A 20782-nucleotide genomic window follows, 5' to 3' on the forward strand; every position below is an offset into this window, starting at 1 on the left:
TCCGGTTTTTCGTTGTGAAGACTAAAAAAGGAATATGACGTGTTTTGCCTCAGCATTTTCTAGGTCATTGAATTAATAATAACCTGTGCCTTTTCAATTGTTGCTAGACCCTGAGAAAATCTTTTAGAGGCGTTAGGTAGCGCATGAATTGTTTTTGTTTCGGTAATGGTTTCAAACTGAGTAGTAGCATCAATATATTGTCTGAGGCCTTTTTTATAAAGTAGTAAATAATTTGTTTGCTGTGAGGATAAATTTTCATTTTCGATTAATGAATTAATCGAGTGAATACGTTCCTTTAATAACGTAGATAATTCATTTGTGGCGATTTGTAGTGAATGAAAGTCTTTTGCTTTTGCGAGTTGTTGCAAATCATCAATTTGCACAGTAAGTGAATCACCGAAACGCTCAGCATATGTGAGTTTTGCTAAAAATTGTTCATCAGTTAATGTTTGTGACAATGGTGTAGTAGAGCATTGTTGGAGCTCAACAGATAGCTTGGCCCCTTGTATAAACGCGACACCTAATAAAGAAATTAGTAATCCTACTATAAAACCGGTTATTAATTTTCGCTTTTGTTGTTTTTGTACGTAACGAACGCCGAAAATTGTGACGACAATAAATATAGCACCCAGTAGTAATGTATTTTCGAGTGTTTGACTCATCATATATCTACCCACCTTCTTTTTAAAGGAATATATGATTAACCATTACCGCTATAACATGGCACGAAACGATGCCGATATGTTCTTTCTTTACTGTTTAAAGGGTGATTAGAAGGGAGTAGAAAATTACTGATTGATGAGTTAAATGGTCCTTTTAATAGAAGCTAATCACTTGACTTATAATGTGCTTTTAGATAAGTATAAATTTTCTTTACTGTTAAACATTCCTAATTAATACAAGTATTCTTTAGTGTTAAAATAAATAAGTGTTTTTCGTTGACATGTGATTATAAAAGATGGTAACTTACAGGTGTAGGCAATATCTACACATATATAAGGAGGCTATTTAACATGGCACGTTTAGAAGGTAAAGTAGCAATTATTACAGGCGCAGCACAAGGTATGGGTGCGGCTCACGCAAAATTATTCATTGAAGAAGGCGCAAAAGTAGTTTTAACAGACTTGAACGAAGAAAAAGGTCAACAAACTGCCGCTGAACTTGGCGACAATGCAATTTTCGTGAAACAAAATGTTACAAGCGAAGAAGACTGGAAATCAGTTGTAGATAAAGCAGTAGAAGCATTCGGTAAAGTAGATGTTTTAGTAAATAATGCAGGTATCACAATGGCAAAATCAATTTTAGATATGACACTTTCAGATTACCGTAAAATTGTTGAAATCAACCAAGTATCTGTATTCTTAGGTATTAAAGCAGTAGCACCAGCTATGATCGAGGGTGGCAAAGGCTCTATCGTTAATATTTCATCTATGAACGGCTTAGTAGGTGGCGCTGTCGGTTATACAGATACAAAATTCGCTGTACGTGGTATTACAAAAGCAGCAGCTCTTGAATTATCTCGTAAAGGTATCCGTGTAAACTCTGTACACCCAGGTGTTATTGCAACACCAATGGTTGTTCAAGAAGATACAAAAGCAGCCGTAGAAGAATTTTCTAAACATATTCCAATCGGCCGTGTAGCAGAGCCTTCAGAAGTTTCAAACTTAGTATTATACTTAGCTTCTGATGAATCTAGCTACTCAACTGGTTCAGAATTTGTTATTGATGGCGGTTTAACTGCTCAATAATCTAATATAGAGAAAAGAGACTGGCACTAATGCCAGTCTCTTTTTTTTATGTAAAAAATAGTTCATTTGTTGTGTTAAATTATAAGAAATATTAAAAAATATGGTAAAATAAAAGGATTAGAAGGCTTATGAGAGGATGAGACTAATATGAAGGAACGAATTGTTGTTGTAGAAGATGACATAGATATTTTAGAGGTTTTATCAATCTATATTGAAAATGCTGGCTTTCAATTATTCAAAGCATCAACAGTAGCAGATGGAGAACGTATTATTTTGGAAAGTAAGCCGGACGTCATCGTATTAGATGTGAATTTACCTGATGGTACAGGTTTTGAATTAGCTAAAAAAATCCGCAGTAAGACGAACGCGGTGTTAATGTTTTTAACGGTAAATGAAATGATTGATTATAAGTTAATGGGATTTGAAGTAGGTGCAGATGATTATATGACAAAGCCGTTTATTCCGAAAGAACTTGTCGCAAGAATTCAAGCGCATTTAAAACGTCGTACTTCCAATCAAGATGCGAATGCGTTAACATTTGATGATTTAACGATTCAATTGGATGAAAAAGAAGTGTACCGTGCAGGAGAACGAATCAATTTATTTACGAAAGAGAAGCAATTACTGTTTTATTTAGTCGAAAATCGTACGCGTGTCGTAAGTTCAGAGCAGTTGCTTAATACAATTTGGGGCTATGATGGAATTGTTGATCCGAAAACATTGTCTGTACACATTAGTACATTGCGCAGGAAAATTGGTGATTCATCAACGAAACCAAGATGGATTCAAACTATCCGAGGTTTTGGCTATAAATTTAATGAATAAGTTTGAATTTTTTGCGAATAGGAGTGCTATTGATGGTTAAGAAAACGGAATATATGCCGCAGCTATTGCATCGTAAATATATAGAAATCTATGAATCAATGATGGTGTTACAAGTGATTCCGGATGTTACAACCTTACAGCAGGCACAAGAAAAATTACAATATGTAAAAAAGAATACGGAGCAGTATCCATTTTTGTTTCAACCACTCAACGTGCTTGAATTTAATGGACAATTTTTATTTTTATATGAAGATTTTACGGGCCAATCCCTTCGTCAACTGTTGTTGTCAAAACTGTCATTAAATCAAGTATTGCAAATTGTAATCGCTATCATTGCTGCAACTGAAAATTTGCATCAGCAAAATACGATATATCAGTTGATTAATCCATCCCATATTTTTGTGAATCCACAAACCCTTGAAGTGAAATTATTGGCGCCTGAAACATTAGTACAAGCGACAACAGAGGTAGACTGGGCTTATTTGGCACCAGAACAAACAGGGCGCATCGATCAAAAAAGTGATGAACGTGTGGATTTATATGCAATTGGGGCATTACTTTATGAAATGATTGCCGATAAACCCCTTTTTGAAGCGGATACAGAGCAAGAATATGTATTTGATATTTTGACAAAACAAGTTGATCACACGGTGATTGTACAAAAAAGTCGTATGCCGATTTTAGGAAATATCGTCCAAAAATTAATTGCAAAGAGTTCGGGTGAGCGCTACCAAACAGCAAGTAGTTTAAAGTATGACTTAATTCGTGTTTTTGAAGCGCTTGCACAAGGGAAAATGAATATAGATTTTCAGCTTGCTGAAATGGAACAGCACTCGGATATGATGGTTGATTCAAAATTATATGGACGTACAACAGAGAAGCAAATGCTTGAACGCGCATTTCAACGTGTTGTCAAAGGGGATGGTCAAGTTGTCTTTTTGGTGGGTGCATCAGGGACTGGAAAATCTTCGCTTGCAAAATCGATTATGGAACAAACTTTTTATACAAAAGGATATTTTGTTGAAGGGAAATTTGATCAGTTAAAAAAACAGCATACGTTCGATCCAGTTGTGGCCCCTTTTCGCGATTTATTAAAACAAGTGTATTTAGCAGGTGATGCCGAAATTTCACGTTTTAAACAAGGTATCAAGCAAGTCGATTTAATCGTTATGGATAGTTTGCTTCAACTCATTCCAGAATTATCCTGGTTCATATCAAAAACAACGAAAATTATTGATGACCGCGAACAAGCAACACAACAAATTTATGCGTATATTTTTTCTTCATTGCAAAAATTACTTACTGTTTTTGCAATGAAGAAGCGCCCGCTCGTATTTTTTGTTGATGACTTACAATGGGCGGATGATGTTGTTGTCGATTTGTTTAAGAAAATTTGTGCATATCATGATAGTGGCTATTTATTATTTATTGTAGCTATGCGTGATGAGGCATCTACAAAAAATCGTCTTCTGGAGTGGCAACAAGAATTAGAAAGTTATAGCACTATTCAATTAGGATTACTGGAGCTTTCAGCTATTGAAGAATGGGTGAAAGCAGTATTAGGCGAAGGTCCGACTACATATGAAATTGCTAAATATTTAGCGCGTTTAACACAGGGCAATCCATATTTTATTGCTGAGGCTTTTCGAATGCTATTAAAAACAAAGATTCTTTTTTATGAGGCAGCGACTGCAAGCTGGCATTATGATGCCCAAAAATTAAATGGCATTGTGACGAGTGACGGTTTATCAGAATTTATTACCCGGCGAGTGGATTTATTGGAGCCGCATTTAAAATATATTTTGCAAACAGCTGCTTGTTTTGGGCAAACATTTGAATTTCAATTATTACTGAAGTTGTTAGATGTTCCGTATTATAATTTACTAAGTGATTTACATATATTAATGGAGCGTGGGTTTATACGAATGCGCAGTGTATACCAACGTACGCTACCAAATGAAAAACAACTATTCCAGTTTGTTCATGATGGTGTTCAACAGGCCGTTTATAATTCTATCCCTGAAATAGATAGGATGTCGATACATTTTTCGATTGGAAAACTATTGCAAAAAGAAAATAATGGTGTGGAATTATTAGAAGAAATTGTGCGACAACTGAATTATTGTAAGAGTCGTTTAAGTACGATTGAGCATGAGCAGCTGGCATTATGGAATCATCAATTAGGTGTTCTAGCAAAGTCGGCTGGGCTTGTACAAAATGCACGTTACTATTTTTTAGAAAGTAAAACATTACTCCCTACAGACTGCTGGGAACGGTTACGAGTGGAAACTTTGCAAATTTATATGGATCTTGCAGAGTGTGAAGGTGTATTAATGCATATAGACGAATCGAATGACTATATGAATGAGGCGTTGACTCATGCGGAAACAAAGCTCGAAAAATTACGCGTATATTATTTGATGACACGTATGCATCAAGAACATGATTCTTCAGATAAGTTAATTGATATTGGCTTTCGTGCATTAGAACTGGGCAATATGAATATTACAAGATCAGTTAAAAAATTAGATATTGTTAAAGAGTTTGTAAAGGTAAAGTGGGCATTACGTCATAAAAAAATGAGGATTTATTAAATTTGCCCGCCATTGATAATGAAGAGATTGATATTCTTATACAAATAATGATTGCATTTAGTCGGCTATCTTCACATCCGAATATTTCAGCGATGCTATTTTTACGTTTACTTCGTTTGCAGTTGAAATATGGTGCTTCTACGCAGGCGCCTATCGTTTATTGTAATTATGCATTAATACTCATTTCAGGGTTTGATGATATTGAAGGTGCGCTACGTTTTGGGAGTCTAGCAAAAGAGTTAGCGGATGCTTCAGAGGATATTTATATTAAGGCGCGCGTATATTTTATTTATAGTATTTTCCTACATCATTGGCAGCATGATTTACCATCAGCTATTGAATTAATGCGCCAAAGCCAGTTATGTACAAATGAATTAGGGATGAACTATATTACGACATCGCATTCTTGTTTTGTTTGTAATACACGGTTTTTATCAGGTGATTCACTAGCGGATGTGCAACAGGAAATCGTGACTCAACAGGACCGTTATGGTCAGCACCCGAATCCTTTAGCAGAGGACTTTTTAGCAGAATTGCAGTATTGGATTGAAGCGTTACGAAACGGTGAGATTGTACCTGAATATCATATGCCGATTACGCTTGAAGATGAGGCGATGGTGAAAGCTATGCATTATATCTTGCGTATTCAAATGGCCTATTTCTTTAATGATCGTACAGCACAAGAGGAATTGCTCATGGAGTTAGAAAAACAAAAGCATGAAATTATCTCACTACCAATTGCACCATATTACTATTTCTTTAGAGCATTACATCAATTTGATCGACTGCGAGAGGATATTTTACCGCGTAAGACTTTGCTAAAGGCACTACGTGAAATTAAGGAAAGTTTATATAAATTTAAAATTTGGAGTACCAAAGCACCGCATCAATATGAGCATTTATACATGCTATTGGTAGCTGAAAATGAGTACCGTAAACAAATGTATGAGGAAGCAGCATTACGATATGATCGTGCGATTCAATTATCAAAAATTTATCACTATGTTCACCATGAAGCGATTTTTTATGAGCGTGCGGCACGTTTTTACCATAATCAACATGATGAAAAGAAAACGCAGCGCTATGTAGCTCAAAGTATTCAAAAGGTACGTTTATGGGGGGCATCAGTTATTGCAGAGCGCCTCGTAGAACTATATACGCATTATATTTTACCAGAAGGAACGACAACATCGAATGTGCCGGTTGATAGATTGGCTATATTTGAAGCAACAGAATCATTAGCACGTGAAACGACGATTGAAGAGGTTTATGAGCGCCTACTTAAATTATTAATGCGCCAGGCTAATGCGACGGCAGTCCATTTTATTAAAAAGCGAGAAGATGAATGGTGTGTCACAGCCTCTCTTTTAAGAGAACAAGGACCAATACAATTAAATATGATTACAAAGCCATTAACGGCAGCGCAGCTTGTGATGATTCATGAAGTGCAGCAGCGAACACAGCCACTTATATTGCGTGAAAGTACGGATGAGGAAATTCGTTTATATGATAATACAGCAAAAACATTAATTTGTATGGCAATTCAATATAAAGGAGAAACGAGGGCTTTTTTATATTTAGAAAATCAGTATGTTGAACATGTTTTCCAAGTTGTTGATATGGATATTTTACGTCAGATTGCCTTGCAGTTATTAATTGCAGTTGAAAATGCGGAAGTATATGCAGATTTAGAAAACCGAGTGACATTGCGTACAAATGAGTTAGAAGAGAGAAATATGGATTTACAAATAGCGATGGGGCGTCTTGAAATGAGTGAACAGGAGCGTAAACAACTACTACAAAGTGTCTCCCATGAGTTACGATCACCAATTACTTCTACACTTGGCTATATTGAAGCAATTTTGGATGGTGTTGTAACAGATGAACAACAGCAAATGAAATATTTAGAACGCAGTAAAATGCGGTTATTAAATTTGAATGAGTTGATTCGTGATTTATTTGATTTAGCAAAATTAGAAGCAGGGCGTTTAGATTTCCATTATACACAGTTACCGGCACAACAATTGTATGAATCTTTATGCTATAGCTATGCAGAGGATGTTGCAAGGGCTGGGTTGATATATGATACGACAAGCACTGTTTCTGCAGAGATTTTGGTTGTAGTAGATGTAAAACGAATCGAGCAGGTTTTTGTTAATTTAATGACAAATGCGCTGAAATATACAGATAAAGGATATATTTCATTTAGTATGTATGTTGAAGATGAGTATGTCATATTTGAAATTAAAGATAGCGGCATCGGCATTCCAGCGAAGGATCTGCCTTATATTTTCCAAAGTAATTATCGTGCGAGCAATAGTAAGCATCGTGATTCACATGGTATTGGATTAGCTATTTGTAAGAAAATTGTAGAAGAACATAAAGGAATGATCGAAGCAAAAAGTGAAGAATCAGAGGGTACATGTATTCGATTTAAGTTACCGACCGATAATGAGTCTTTAGACTATAAATAATTAAGTGAAAGATGTGCTGTTTAACGTTGTTTTAACCTTTGAAGAATATAGTCTATATACAAACTATATCTAATAGGAGGGGTTTTAATGGCAGTGGCACAAAAAAGCTACGAATACTGCACCGTTCATACTGTGTGTTCAGGAGACGAATTATATAGTGATTTACGAGTTGAAAATCAAGTTTGGATGCGTAGTGGGCATATTTTAACAGAACATGAAATTGAGTTTTTAAAAAAAAGACATATCGGGACTATTTGCGTGAAACGTAGAAAATTTAATGACATAGACGAGTCATTAAAATCTGTGACGGATTTATTTTTCCAGGCAGTTGGCTACAACAGCTTAGAGATGCGTTATGGTCGTACATTAAAGGATTCAACAGATATTCAATTTATTAAAGAGTTATTTTTATCATATATGAAAAATGCGCAGTGGCGAGAGCACTTCTTAATGCTGAAAGATTTTGATGGGTATTTGTATAGACATGCGACAGATGTTTTTACACTGGCAACATTATTTGCAAAGCATGAGAACATGCCAAATATTTCTCAATTTGCAATCGGTTATTTACTATATGATATAGGAACAGTCTATACATCGTTACTATTACTGCAAAAAAAGGACCCATTTACGAATGCAGAGCAACGTGTCGTGCAGCAACATGTGGAACGAGGCGAGATAATGCTTGAGTCACTAGGGCTTGAGCGTGTTTCGCATTTTTCGAAGCAACATCATGAAAGAATAGATGGAAGTGGCTATCCGTATGCACTAACAGAGGAAGATTTATCAGTAGAAGTGCAGCTACTACAAATTGTTGATACGTATTCTGCACTTACAATGAAACGTGCGCATCAACCCGCAATGTCTGCATCAGAGGCTTTTGAGCATATGTATCGCCTTGGTACACAATTTAACAAGCAATTATTAAATCGTTTTATCGAGTTTATTGGTATTTATCCGCAGGGTTCCATTGTTGCATTAACAACAGGTGAAGAGGCTGTTGTAGAAGCCAATAATGAATTGATGCAGCTTTTACCACGCGTACGAACAGCGCATAAATCAATGATTTTGCCAATGGATTTAAGTGTTACGATTAAACGTTTAGTGTCATATGAAGTAGATACGGCAAAAGAATTATTTACGCATTTATCGAATTATTTAATTAAAGGTGATACACAGCACGTACAGCGCTATTATGAACAACTAAAATTATGCTATGCACGTAAAGATTGGAGCACGCAAATTTTTATTCCAATTTATCATTTACTACAGATGCTAAAACGCACAAATTATTTACAAACAGCTCATTTACAGCATGCTTTGTCAAAATTACAGCTGCTATTAGATGATACATTACAGCAATTTAGAAATGAAAATGTTGATGAACCAGTACTATTAGTTACGACAAATACAACTGAAAATCCTACACTTATTAAAATTTTTAAAAGTTTATTATACACACAAGGCTTTTCTGCATATGCAAAGTCAAAAGAATCTTATGAGCAAGTATTAGAGCAGATGCATATGGAATATATTATTACAATTGGGGATCATCCGTATCAATTTTCTACTAAGCAACAAAACTTTCATTTGACAGAACCACAGTTAAATTCATTATTAGCGCATTTCTCTGGTAAATATATGACAGGAAAGGAACTAGAAACTTATTTGAAAAAGTATAAAAGACCTTTTTAAATGGGTTTTTAGTTCTATTTTATTAAACAATCTGATAATTTAACTATTTTTTAACCTTTTTCTCTTATTGTAGAGTGTAACAACGTCTATAAAGAAGGGAGAAAGAACGTATGCAACTACAGTTAACGAAGGCTTATCGCCATGTGAATGTTTTAAGCTCTGGAGATATTATTTGCGAAAATGTAAAAGATGAAAAAAAGTTATTATTGCGTGCAGGCAGAAAATTAACAGACCGTCTTATTTATTTGTTGAAACTGCATCATATTCGCTATGTCTATGTAGAACAGTCTTTACCACATCAATATGATGTCGAAACACGTACGTTTTTGACAGAATTTTTTAAAATGATACGTGCAAATAATGAAAGAAATCGCTATGCACATTTATTTTTGAATAAAGAATATAGTTGTGTGATTCAAACATTATTAGCTGCGTATTTACAAGATACTAGATTGCGTGAGGCGATGCAGCATTTAATGCATCACAGTATGTTTTCTCAGGCTGTAGAACAGTTTTCACTGGGCACACTGTTAGCAAAACGTATGGGAATGGAGCGATTAGGGGATACAGCAATTGCCTATTTATTAACACCTTGCGAAGCACTTGATGATACGTATTTAAAGGGTTATTTTGAACGAATTGGACTTGCACATCTTTCACATATTCTAAAGTATCACTGTATAGAGCAGCCCACATTAGATGTTCAGATTTTACAGGTCGTCCATACGTATGTTACGATGACGCGTGAAAATCCAATGATTTCTTTGCAAGAAATTTACCATTTAATGCATGAACAAAATCGTTGGAGTGATGAGTTATTGTATCATTTTCGGGAGCTCTTAGAAGCGGGGGAACGAAAAAAAGAAGGTTTTATGCAGTCGACGCAAACATCAACAGTGGCGACACAAGCATTGCCGGTACGTACGACTATTACATTATGTAAAATGGAGTCACCAGATTATGAACGACTACTATGTTTATTGCATTATGTTGTAGAAGAACAATATGAGCAAGCAACGACATATGTCCAAGAACTATTAGCGAAATCGACACCAGCAGATTGGTTGACGATGATTGTTATGCCGTTGAAGCAGCTTATTGAGGCGGGGGCATATGCACCGGCTGTGGAGCGCTTTATTGATGATTTATTAATATCGTTATTAAAGGAATTACGCTTACATGGCGAGCAAAAAAATGTGGCCCTACTCATTATTAATAAGAAAATGAAAAACCCACAATTATTAGCACTACTTGAAGGGATTTTGCGTACACAAAAACTGACGGTTTATCGGCCACCTTTTATTAAATCGGCGGCACAAATCGAGCGCCTTAAAGAGCATTACGAGGCGCAGCATATTATTGTCGTTGGTCATGCGCCACAACTTGCAACAAATCCAAAGCATTATTACGAATTGCATGAAAATCAATTGGCGAGTCTATTGTATAGCTTAGCGGGTGAGAGAATTCGTGATTATGCATTTATGAAAAAGTTAGATAGATATGATAGGTTGCAGACCGAGAAGAACTAATTTTCGGTCTTTTTTGTTGACTTCTAAAGGTTTCTATTTTACAGTAAGTTACGAATAGTAATTAACTAATAAAAAATTAGGGGAAATATACTCATGACAACTTATCATAAAAAACCAAATGCATATGTGTCACATGTGCAATTAAATGTATCAAATTTAGCCCGTTCAATTGAATACTATACAACAATTATTGGCTTCACTATTTTAGAGCAAACAGCGACAACTGCTTACTTATCAGCAGATGGCAAAACAAGTCTTGTATCGATTAATGAAGTACCAGAGGCGGTATCAGCAAAAGGTTATACAGGGTTATATCATTTTGCATTACTTTTACCAACACGCAAAGATTTAGGGAATTTTGTGCAGCATTTTATTGAATATGATGTACGTATCGGTGCAGGTGATCACGATGTGAGTGAAGCACTTTATTTATATGACCCAGATGGTAATGGCATTGAGATTTACGTGGACCGTCCAGATACCGAATGGCAATGGGATGATAATAACCAAGTGTATATGACAACGCGTGAAGTTGATTTTGCGTCAGTTCTTGCGGAGGCAGATGGACAATATAATGGCTTACCAGCAGAAACCGTAATGGGGCATATTCATTTATCTGTGGCAGATTTAGCGCAAACAGAAAATTTTTATACAAATGTATTAGATTATGAAGTGGTGACAAGATATGGTCGCCAGGCGTTATTTATTTCAACAGGCCATTACCATCACCATATTGGTTTGAATACATGGAATAGTGCAGGGGCAAGTGAGCGTCCTTATAATGCAGTTGGCTTAAAATCGTATACAGTCGTATTAAAAGATGCAGCCTATGCGGATACCATAGCAGGGCAATTAAAAACGGCTGGGTTTCCTGTTGAAGCATTTGAAGAGGCACCAGCATTTGGTGGTGAACAACGCTTTTCAACAGTAGATCCAAATGGCATTCGTATTATTTTTACAATTGATGAGAATTAAAAAAACGCACAAATAGGTATGTGCGGCTAAAATATAGTGGAAAAGAATCACAGCAATGTGGTTCTTTTTTTACGTTAGCTTAGTGCTTTGACCATTAGCTCACACACCTCAGCACAGCGTGTACAAGCTTCTTCACATTTACGACAATGCTCATGGTGCTCGGCGTGTTTGGCGCATTCGTTTGCGCAAGTATGACAGATTTCAGCGCAAAGAGCACAAAGTTGCTTTGCGAAGGGACTATTTCGTTCTAGCGCACTTGCAGTAGCATGACAAAAATCCGTACATTCTCGTGTTAATCGAATGCACTGGGCAACCATTGTGACATCCTGTTCTGCTAGGCATAAATCAAAGCAACGATTTGCAATTTTTGCTGTTGCGACACATTCTGCACTACATGTTTCCATATCCATATCTTAAACACTCCAATCTTTTTCTACTGTCAATCTCTTCCCGTCCTCTTGCAATTTAAACAAAAACAGGTAAAACTAAAGAAAAGGAGCTGGTTTATAATGAAAGCAATTATTTTTGATGTAGATGGCACAATGCTAGACACAGAGCGTGCACAGCTGAAGGCGCTTCAACAAGTATTAGAGCAACATGATTTGATGTATACGATGGATGAGCTGCGAGTTGTTTTTGGTATTCCAGGTAAAGATGCATTGAAGCGTTTAGGTGTAGAGAATATTAATGAAGTACATAAAGAATGGGATAAAGCAGTCGAAGTTTATATGGACGAGGTACAATTATTTTATGGTGTCGAAGAAGCTTTAAAGACATTAACGGCACAGGGTGTAAAACTAGGAATTGTAACGTCTAAAACACGCGTACAATTTGTGAATGAATTTCAGCCGTTTGGATTGAATGACTATTTTGCATCTATTATCACAGCAGAGGATGCACCAAAGACGAAGCCGGATCCAGCGCCATTACAACTTTGTTTAACGGAGTTAGCAGTAGCACCAGCAGAAGCGATTTATGTTGGAGATACGATTTTTGATTATCAATGTGCGAAAGGGGCAGGTGTTCCTTTCGCGCTAGCATTATGGGGTGCGCATTCAACAAAAGGAATGGACGATGCGGCGTATCGTCTTGAAACAGCTGAAGAGATTACAAATATTATTGTTTAAGCACTTCTTCTTGAGGTAACAGTACAACGAGGAAGGTGATTGAATGAATTCGACAAAAAAATTAGCAGATGGCTATGATATTCCATCCATTGGTTTTGGGACGGTATTTATGAAAGGTGAGGACTGTGCAAATAATGTAGCGCAGGCAATCAGACATGGTTATCGTTTAATTGATACGGCGATTCGTTATGACAATGAGGGAGCAGTCGGTGAAGGTATTCGCCGTTCCGGAGTTCCACGTGAGGAATTATTTGTGACGTCTAAATTACGTGCACAGTTTTATAAAGATCCTGACGTTGCACTCGAAATGATTGAAGAATCACTTTATCGTATGGGATTAGATTATTTGGACTTATATTTATTACATTGGCCAAATCCAAAGCAAGATTTATACGTACAGGCATGGCAGGTTTTAATTGAGGCGCAAAAACGCGGACTTGTCCGTTCGATTGGCGTGTGTAACTTCATGCCAGAGCATTTAAATCGTTTAGAAGATGAAACGGGTGTCCTTCCGGTCGTTAATCAGATTGAGTTGCATCCTTACTTTTCACAAGAAAAGCAACGTGCATTTGATGCATCTAAAGGCATTATTACCGAAGCATGGAGTCCACTTAGCCGCGGACGTACAGTTATCTATGATGAGACATTAAAGGCTATTGCGGCGGAAAAAGGAAAGACAGTTGGTCAAATCATTTTACGTTGGCATTATCAGTTAGGTGTTATCGCGATTCCAAAAGCAGGTTCTGAGGAACATCAGCTTGAAAATTTAGCGATTTTTGATTTTGAATTGTCTGATGAAGATATGCAAAAGATTAATGCGCTAACACAAGAAAATGGACGCATTGATAATCAAGATCCGAGGGAGTTTGAGGAATTTTAACCTAATAATTGTTTAGCTGAAAAATAGGCTAGAACATATGTGTAAAAATAACCGCTCCTAGAAACATAAGAAAAACCGGAATCGCACGGTGGCGCGGTTCCGGTTTTTCGTTGCGAACGCTAAAAAAAGGAAAATGACGTATTTCGTCTCAGTCTCTTTTTAGTCTATAAATCTCGTGCTTTTTTAATACGCTGCTTATCGACATACATCGCGTCATCTGCAAGCTGATAATAATATTCAAAATGAGCTGATACGTCAGCGTGTACAATAGCGTAGCCAATACTTGGTGAAATAATAAAGGATAGGTCTTCATACTGGAATGGATTTGACACAAAGCGAGTCCGTAAATCATCTACAAAACGCATCGCAAATGCCTCGTTACTATCCGGTAAATAAAGCACAAACTCATCGCCGCCTAATCGTGCTAACTCATGTGTTGGCTGTGCAGCATCGCGTAGTAGTTGTGCAGTAAACTGTAGCACATAATCACCAATTTTATGGCCGTACGTATCATTAATTTGTTTGAATGAATTTAAATCCATTAAAATCAATGTGCCCATTTTTAGGGTGTTGATTAAGTTCGTCACTTTTGGGATGAAGTATGCGCGATTTGGCAAGTGAGTTAATTGATCCTCATAAGCGAGTTGATGTAAGCGCTGCTGTTGCTTCATTTCTTCTGTCATATCAAAATAAGATAAGTAATAAAAATAATGATGCTCCTCTTCTAAAATGGAGGCATTGACAGATAAAAAATACGCATCATCTGAAAAAGGGTCTTCCATACGAACAATATGATTCGTTAAAATCCCTCTTTTTGTTAATAAATCATAAATTGACCCACTATGGTTGAGCGATAAATCATTGAAAAAAAGCTGATGAACAATATTTTCGACGCCGTACTGTTCAATGGGTTCTCGCGCATTGTCGTTAATTTCAGAAATACGGAATTCATGGTCTAAAATAACGATACCAATCGGTGCCACCGTGATAAGTTCACGATAACGATTGGCGATGCTCGGCGATAGCTCTAGGTGAACCATGCCAGCGCCAACCGCTAATATGCAGGCTACTTGAATGTACATCGACATAAATGGAAATGCCGTTTGAGGTGGAAGAAGCCATTCCACTGTGTAAAATGCACCGATAATAATAATGAGTACACTTGAAAAATAATAAAACATTTTCTTTTGAATGCCGCGACGGATTTTTAAAGCGATATAGCTGGCAAAACCAAGCAAGCCCAATAAGAGAATTGCCGATAAACTATAAACAAGTGATATAAACGGTGTCATCGTATTTTGGAGCCAAATATTCCCGTTTTCAAAGCCTGTCGTTGGCAGGGGTGCAAAAAACGCACCGATAAAAACCGCTGCTGCAGGAGCGTAAAAAATAAAAGGTGCAAACGGAATCCGTACTTGATTTAAGTTACGGATGAGCCAATAGGCAAGGTGCATTAGGGCGCTAAGCGATAAAATGCCAATCGGGGCATGCACATAATTTGTTAAATACGGATGGATGGTTGGCTGTAAATGCGCAAAAAATATACTAATAAACGACACCATATAGCAACAGCAGATAAAGGCAATTAGTCGATTTTCTAGACTATGCAACCCGCGCGTTAATACGAATAAACTTAAACAAATTAAAATGGCTACTGGCAATAAAAAGGCACAGCAGTAAATTAAAAGCGTGGTCGCATCATACGTCAAAAGATTCACCCCTTTTTAAGCGTTTTTTAAATGCTTTTTTTCCTTGTACATATTTAAATCTGCTGTATGAAGCACAGTCTCCAAATTTGTAATCGGTTCCTTAGAAATAGCATATCCGAAGCTAGCGCTAATAAAAATTTCATTACCATCTTTTAAGGTAAGTGGCTTTGTTTGACATTGCACTCGTAGTGTATAAATTAAAGATTCAATTGTGTCGATGGACGTACAATTATGCAAATAAATCGCAAATTCATCTCCACCTAGCCGAGCACTTAAATGAGGTGGTTTGATATATTCTTTAAAAAACGATGCAAAAAGCTGTAATAATTCATCTCCAATTTGATGACCATACGTATCATTTACTTGTTTGAAACGATTTAAATCACACAGAATTAAAGTGCCAGGTGTGTTTTTAGTGAGAATATAAGAATTAAAATACGCGCGGTTAGACAATGTCGTAAGGGAGTCTACATAGGCCATTTCCCTAATTTGTCGTTGACGTTCGATTTCACTTGTTTGGTCATACCAGACTAAGTAATAAAAAGGATCATCATTTAAATAAATAACAGAGGCATTACAAGAAAGATAGGTTGTTCTACCAGTTTCTGCGTGCTGAATCGTTAATAATTGCCCACGCAATGAATTTTCTTTTACAAGTCGGTCCATAAATGATTGGAACCGCAAAATATTTTCTTTTAGAATAAAAGCATCTTTTGCAGGCATACCTACTTTAAAATCTGCCCAAATCATCGCAGCGTCATTAAAGTCAAATACGCGTTGTTTTTCATCTAGTAGCACAATTGCGTAAGGTGTTAATTTCATCATCGTTTGATAGCGATTCGCTAAACTTGGGGTAAGGTTAAAGCGTAGTATACCCCAAAATAGCATCAGCGTCGTGAAAATACCTAAATACAGCGGCCACATTGGTGGATAAGGTATAAGCGTGAAAGTCACAATACAGGTAATATACGTCGCAAAAACAATGAGTTGACCGATAAATAAAAAGCGAATTAATCGGAAAATATTACGATTGCGGCAGCGACGATAGCCGACGTATAAAATCGGTAACGTTAAGAATGAAAGAGAACCAAATGCGATAAAAAATAATGTGGTATAGAATGGTACATCTCGGTAATACCAAACGGTGTGCGAATAAAAGTTATTTGAATTAAGACCGATAATTGGAATCATCGCAAGCATGAATACAACAGGTACATAAAAAATAGTTGGCGCGAATCGAAACGGAATCGGTGTATATTTTGCAATCACAATATACATAGTATGCAATGTAAATGCGGCGCCTAGTAAAATAAAAGGTGCTACAATAAATTCAGTTAGCCACCAACTTTGATTCATTGGAACCATGTGGCGTACAAATTCGCTTATTAATGCAACTGCGTAGCTGCTAAAAGCATAGCCGACAAGCTTTGCTTCTTTCATAGAATAAGAGCGCGTGAGAAGAATGGTAATACAGCTAATTAAAAGAATTGCAGGAAGCAAAAAGATAGTTATATATATATATAATGTAGGGATTGGCATCGTCAAAACCTCCAATAAGGCTTATAAGCATAATTCTATTGTATCGCTCTGTTTAATTAGAAAGAAAGGACAATTATGCATAATATATGTATAAGTTTGAGTGATTTTTTAGAATGCTCTTTTAAATAAAAAAGGCTAGTATGCCATTTTAAATATAAAACTTTTCAGCTAATCTATATAGAAAGAAGTCGATGCTTAACTTTACTACATGATAAAACAGAAAAACTAGATAAAATACCCTTAATAATGAATAATTAAGGAGTCTATACTAGCATTATAGACTATAATAACTTTAATTTTCAGTCAATTCAGAAATTAAAGATAGGTATAAATACTCTTTTTTAATATTATTTTTTGTTTAAAAGATAAATATTGAGCATAAAGTATTGTTTTGCTTTGGTTGTCGTAAATGATATTCAAGTATTGGAGAAAAGGGAATAAAACAAAGGCAAAAGGAGTGATAATGATGTGGGAATCAGCAATGCGCTTACGTAGTGCAGGGAAACATGAAGAAGCACTGAAACAATTTGAAAAAATAACAGTCGAAAATCCTCAAGACGCAGAGGCACAGTACTATGTAGCAGCAACAAATGATGTGTTGGGACGAGAAAAAGAAGCGGTACCGTATTATGAAAAAGCGATTGCGCTTGGCTATGATGAAGTGGATGCTTATATTGGATTAGGGAGTACATATCGCGTGCTCCATCGCTATGAGGATGCACGAAAAATCTTAGAGCAGGGCTATGAACAATTTCCAGATAACTTCGCTTTACCACCATTTTTGGCGATGACCTATTATAATTTGCAAGAGCATGAGAAGGCAACGACTTTATTGCTACAATGTTACGTGAAGGCTTCTTTAGACAATGATGTACAGGCATTTAGTCGTGCCATTAACTATTATGCGACACATTTAAACGATTAAAAAAAGCAGAATGGTGATTCTTCGCCTTTCTGCTTTTTAAATGAACATTTTCTGTTGCCCTTTTATCAGTTGCTGGTCATGATACATGCGTACATCGGTAAGCTGGTAAAGTATTTCATATGGATCACAAGCAGTCGTTGCAACAGCGTAGCCAAAGCTTGGGCCGAACTTGATATGTGTATGATGATGTGCGTATGGATTCAATGCAAAACTAATGCGCCATGCTGGTAAGCGACTATGAAAAGCCACTTTTGACGTATGTGGGAAATAGCATACAAATTCATCTCTGTTAAGCGTGCAAGCAAGTCATTTTTTGTAAAAGCTTAGCAGTATGTTTAAATAACTCATCTCTCTGAAAAAACCTAGTACCTTTTCTTATTTTTTCAAACTACTTTCAAGCGTTGACGTAGTGAAAAAAGGGAATAGACAATAAAAAGGAGGTCTTTGGATGTTAGTTGATATGGAGTTAGAAGTAATGGAGCCAGATACGGATTTGAATGGGCATATGAATCATGTGCAATATATTTATTATTTAGAGCAGGCGCGTCACACATGGTATAAGGGCATTGGCATGCCGGTAAAAAAATTAATTGAAGAAGACCGTATTGGGACAGTGGTTGTGCATTTAGAAACAGATTTTAAAAAAGAGGCGCGGCTTGGTGATAAGCTAATTATTCATACAACATTAGCCCATGTAGGAACAAAAAGTTTCACATTACAGCAGGAAATCATTAATGAACAGAAAGAAACAATCGCAGAAGCTTCTATTATAAGTGTGATGTTTGATTTATCTGCTCGAAAAGCGATTCCGGTTTGTCAGGAAATTCGTGATGCACAAAAATCGAGTAATTAATAAGTTCGTATGAAAGAAGAAAGATGATTTCTTCTTTTTTATTTTGTGCAAATACATAGAAAAAAACTTTTTAAAAAAATTTGTACTTTTTTGTAACGAAATGAAAACTCAAGGTATTAATACTATGAACGAACCAAGAAGGGAGGTCGCTGATGAATAAAATTGAAGAATATTATGTGGATTTGCAACCGCAAGTCGAAGCTTTTTTCTACGCGAAAACGGCTAATCGAATGCTGGCACAGGATTTATGCCAAGACACATTTTATGAAGCATGTAAAAGTGTCGATACATTTTCTGGGGCAAGCACATTAAAAACATGGATTTTTTCGATAGCGAATAACTTATTAAAAAAATATTATCGAAAAAACCATTATGAAATCGATTTGCTAGGTATGTTATCAGCGCTCCCAGAACAAGAGGTGCCATCAACCGAACATTTAATTGAAGTGCAAGAAGATATGAAGCATTTTTTATATGTATTGTCGAAATTAAAAAAAGATGAGCAAGAACTCGTTTTACTACGGACATATGGTGAGCTAAGTTTTGCGGAAGTAGGCGAAATGCTTGGCAAGAGCGAAAACTATGCGCGTGTGACGTTTCATCGACTGAAGCGCAAGTTACAACAAGAAATGGAGGACATGTAATGAAAGAATGTCAAATTGTCGAAGACTTATTACCCTCATATGAGGAAGATTTATTACAGCCCGATTCAAAAGCATTTGTCGACGAGCATTTAAAGCATTGTGAGAAATGTCGAAAACTCGTAGCTGATATGGGGAAACCACTTCCAGCCTTTGAAGTGAAGCGTGATGTAAGAAAACTTCAAAAAACAATTAAAAAATCAAGCTTCATGCAAATGCTGCTCATTGTCTTAATGGCAGCGGGTGCGGCGTATAGCGCATATGGAGCTGAAGAGGATCTTTATTTTATCTTAATTTATCCGCTGCTAGGTGCGCTACTATACGGATTTTATGGCAAGATGCGCATACCACTTGTGATAGCAACGATTACAACGACAATCTTTGTGGCACTTATTCCGGCATTAGAGATGCCGACAATGTATGATACGTTGCAAGAATTTATCGGATTATTTATATACGTTCCAATTTTGTTATTATTCTTTATGATTGGCTTTTTACTAACAAAATGTTGGAACATGATGACAGGGAGAGAGAAATATGAAAAAAAATAAAATGATTGGTGCAATTGGCTTTATCGTCATTGTCGCCGCATTACTAATCGCTTACTTTTCAGTGAATGGCAATCCCATTGCGAAACAAAAAGCAAAAGATGTCGTGAAAAATTATTTAGAAATGACATACTCAAACGCGAAAGATATGGAAATTGTGAAGGCGGGCCACAACTGGTATATGGACACCTATTCTTTTGAAGTAGAATTTAAAGATGGTTACGGTAATACAGAAACATTTATTGTTGATACAGTAGATGATCGTCCATATGAAATTAATTATGATACGCGTTTTTCTAAATTAGAGGATACAAAAAAAAGTGAGCTATTTACAGAGCAAGCAACAAAAGAATTAAGAAAACAGTTGGAGGCAGAAAATGTGCCACTTGTAACGAAGGATTATGCCGCAGACGAACTTTTAATTATTAATGTTGATAAAAAAAATACAGATAAAACATGGTCTCCAAATGTGAAAGCATTTGGCCCGGTAGGTGGGAACATCATATTAGACAATCATTTATCAAAAGAACAGTTTTTAGCTGAAGCAAAAAAAATCCAAGTGGTGTTAAATAATATGGGTGTGACATACGATAAAATAAATGTTTCAACAGATAATTACGATTATTATGTGACACCAAAGAAAATCGAAGACATTGCATATTAATGAAGGCCTAGAAGAGCAGATTTGCTTCTTCTAGGTTTTTTATGTGTGAAAACTGT

General features: G+C 36.2%; 19 protein-coding genes. 14 read left to right on the forward strand and 5 right to left on the reverse strand.

Annotated elements, in window-relative coordinates:
• Positions 1-59: 59 nt before the first annotated feature.
• On the reverse strand, positions 60-665 hold the full coding sequence (locus tag KTHG_RS11640) for a hypothetical protein (RefSeq protein ID WP_139993738.1): 606 nt from the start codon (positions 663-665) through the stop codon (positions 60-62).
• Positions 666-1013: 348 nt separating this feature from the next.
• On the opposite strand from KTHG_RS11640, the gene KTHG_RS11645 reads away from it, so the two are divergent.
• The 7 genes from KTHG_RS11645 (at position 1014) to KTHG_RS11675 (ending at position 11840) form a co-directional block, all read left to right on the forward strand.
• Positions 1014-1748, forward strand: coding sequence for a glucose 1-dehydrogenase (locus KTHG_RS11645; protein ID WP_126991527.1), 735 nt, complete (start codon positions 1014-1016; stop codon positions 1746-1748).
• A 147-nt stretch (positions 1749-1895) separates the two neighbouring features.
• Positions 1896-2573, forward strand: coding sequence for a response regulator transcription factor (locus KTHG_RS11650; protein ID WP_139993740.1), 678 nt, complete (start codon positions 1896-1898; stop codon positions 2571-2573).
• Between the two features lie 32 nt (positions 2574-2605).
• Positions 2606-5167, forward strand: coding sequence for an ATP-binding protein (locus KTHG_RS11655; RefSeq protein ID WP_139993742.1), 2562 nt, complete (start codon positions 2606-2608; stop codon positions 5165-5167).
• Positions 5168-5169: 2 nt separating this feature from the next.
• Positions 5170-7641 (forward strand): GAF domain-containing sensor histidine kinase, encoded by a 2472-nt coding sequence (locus KTHG_RS11660; protein WP_139993744.1) that lies wholly within the window; start codon positions 5170-5172, stop codon positions 7639-7641.
• Positions 7642-7728: 87 nt separating this feature from the next.
• Entirely contained in the window at positions 7729-9336 is a 1608-nt protein-coding gene (locus KTHG_RS11665) for an HD-GYP domain-containing protein (protein WP_139993746.1), read from the forward strand.
• Positions 9337-9446: 110 nt separating this feature from the next.
• Positions 9447-10865 carry a hypothetical protein gene (locus tag KTHG_RS11670; RefSeq protein ID WP_139993748.1) on the forward strand — a complete coding sequence of 473 codons (1419 nt, stop codon included), beginning with the start codon at positions 9447-9449 and terminating at the stop codon, positions 10863-10865.
• A 93-nt stretch (positions 10866-10958) separates the two neighbouring features.
• Positions 10959-11840: a VOC family protein gene (locus KTHG_RS11675; RefSeq protein WP_139993750.1), complete on the forward strand. Its 882-nt coding sequence runs from the start codon at positions 10959-10961 to the stop codon at positions 11838-11840.
• Between the two features lie 74 nt (positions 11841-11914).
• Here KTHG_RS11675 and KTHG_RS11680 read toward each other — a convergent pair whose 3' ends face one another.
• Positions 11915-12250: a four-helix bundle copper-binding protein gene (locus tag KTHG_RS11680; protein WP_126989294.1), complete on the reverse strand. Its 336-nt coding sequence runs from the start codon at positions 12248-12250 to the stop codon at positions 11915-11917.
• Between the two features lie 99 nt (positions 12251-12349).
• Here KTHG_RS11680 and KTHG_RS11685 point away from each other — a divergent pair, with 99 nt between their 5' ends.
• Together KTHG_RS11685 and KTHG_RS11690 are read left to right on the forward strand one after the other, a co-directional pair.
• Positions 12350-12967: an HAD family hydrolase gene (locus KTHG_RS11685; protein WP_370323571.1), complete on the forward strand. Its 618-nt coding sequence runs from the start codon at positions 12350-12352 to the stop codon at positions 12965-12967.
• A 43-nt stretch (positions 12968-13010) separates the two neighbouring features.
• Positions 13011-13847, forward strand: coding sequence for an aldo/keto reductase (locus KTHG_RS11690; protein ID WP_139993752.1), 837 nt, complete (start codon positions 13011-13013; stop codon positions 13845-13847).
• Positions 13848-14011: 164 nt separating this feature from the next.
• Here KTHG_RS11690 and KTHG_RS11695 read toward each other — a convergent pair whose 3' ends face one another.
• Both KTHG_RS11695 and KTHG_RS11700 read right to left on the reverse strand, forming a co-directional pair.
• Positions 14012-15556: a diguanylate cyclase domain-containing protein gene (locus tag KTHG_RS11695; RefSeq protein ID WP_139993754.1), complete on the reverse strand. Its 1545-nt coding sequence runs from the start codon at positions 15554-15556 to the stop codon at positions 14012-14014.
• 15 nt (positions 15557-15571) lie between these two features.
• Positions 15572-16996: a sensor domain-containing diguanylate cyclase gene (locus KTHG_RS11700; RefSeq protein WP_186439574.1), complete on the reverse strand. Its 1425-nt coding sequence runs from the start codon at positions 16994-16996 to the stop codon at positions 15572-15574.
• Between the two features lie 562 nt (positions 16997-17558).
• Here KTHG_RS11700 and KTHG_RS11705 point away from each other — a divergent pair.
• Positions 17559-18020 carry a tetratricopeptide repeat protein gene (locus KTHG_RS11705; protein WP_186439575.1) on the forward strand — a complete coding sequence of 154 codons (462 nt, stop codon included), beginning with the start codon at positions 17559-17561 and terminating at the stop codon, positions 18018-18020.
• A 36-nt stretch (positions 18021-18056) separates the two neighbouring features.
• Here KTHG_RS11705 and KTHG_RS11710 read toward each other — a convergent pair whose 3' ends face one another.
• A complete protein-coding gene (locus tag KTHG_RS11710) occupies positions 18057-18269 on the reverse strand; it encodes a hypothetical protein (RefSeq protein WP_139993760.1) in 213 nt (70 codons plus the stop codon).
• Positions 18270-18468: 199 nt separating this feature from the next.
• Between KTHG_RS11710 and KTHG_RS11715 the strand changes: the two genes are divergently transcribed.
• From KTHG_RS11715 to KTHG_RS11730, 4 genes are all read left to right on the forward strand, one after another.
• On the forward strand, positions 18469-18873 hold the full coding sequence (locus tag KTHG_RS11715) for an acyl-CoA thioesterase (RefSeq protein WP_126989299.1): 405 nt from the start codon (positions 18469-18471) through the stop codon (positions 18871-18873).
• A gap of 152 nt (positions 18874-19025) precedes the next feature.
• Complete coding sequence (locus KTHG_RS11720) at positions 19026-19517, forward strand: RNA polymerase sigma factor (RefSeq protein WP_139993762.1); 492 nt, start codon at positions 19026-19028, stop codon at positions 19515-19517.
• The gene (locus KTHG_RS11725) at positions 19517-20065 is read left to right on the forward strand and encodes a zf-HC2 domain-containing protein (RefSeq protein WP_139993764.1); all 549 of its coding nucleotides are present in this window, start codon (positions 19517-19519) and stop codon (positions 20063-20065) included. The genes KTHG_RS11720 and KTHG_RS11725 overlap by 1 nt, the downstream gene beginning before the upstream one ends.
• Positions 20052-20726 (forward strand): YfjL-like protein, encoded by a 675-nt coding sequence (locus tag KTHG_RS11730; protein ID WP_139993766.1) that lies wholly within the window; start codon positions 20052-20054, stop codon positions 20724-20726. Before KTHG_RS11725 ends, KTHG_RS11730 begins: the two co-directional genes overlap by 14 nt.
• Positions 20727-20782 lie beyond the last annotated feature (56 nt).

This window comes from Kurthia sp. Dielmo (genome assembly GCF_000307285.2).
Taxonomy (GTDB): Bacteria; Bacillota; Bacilli; order Bacillales_A; family Planococcaceae; genus Kurthia; species Kurthia populi.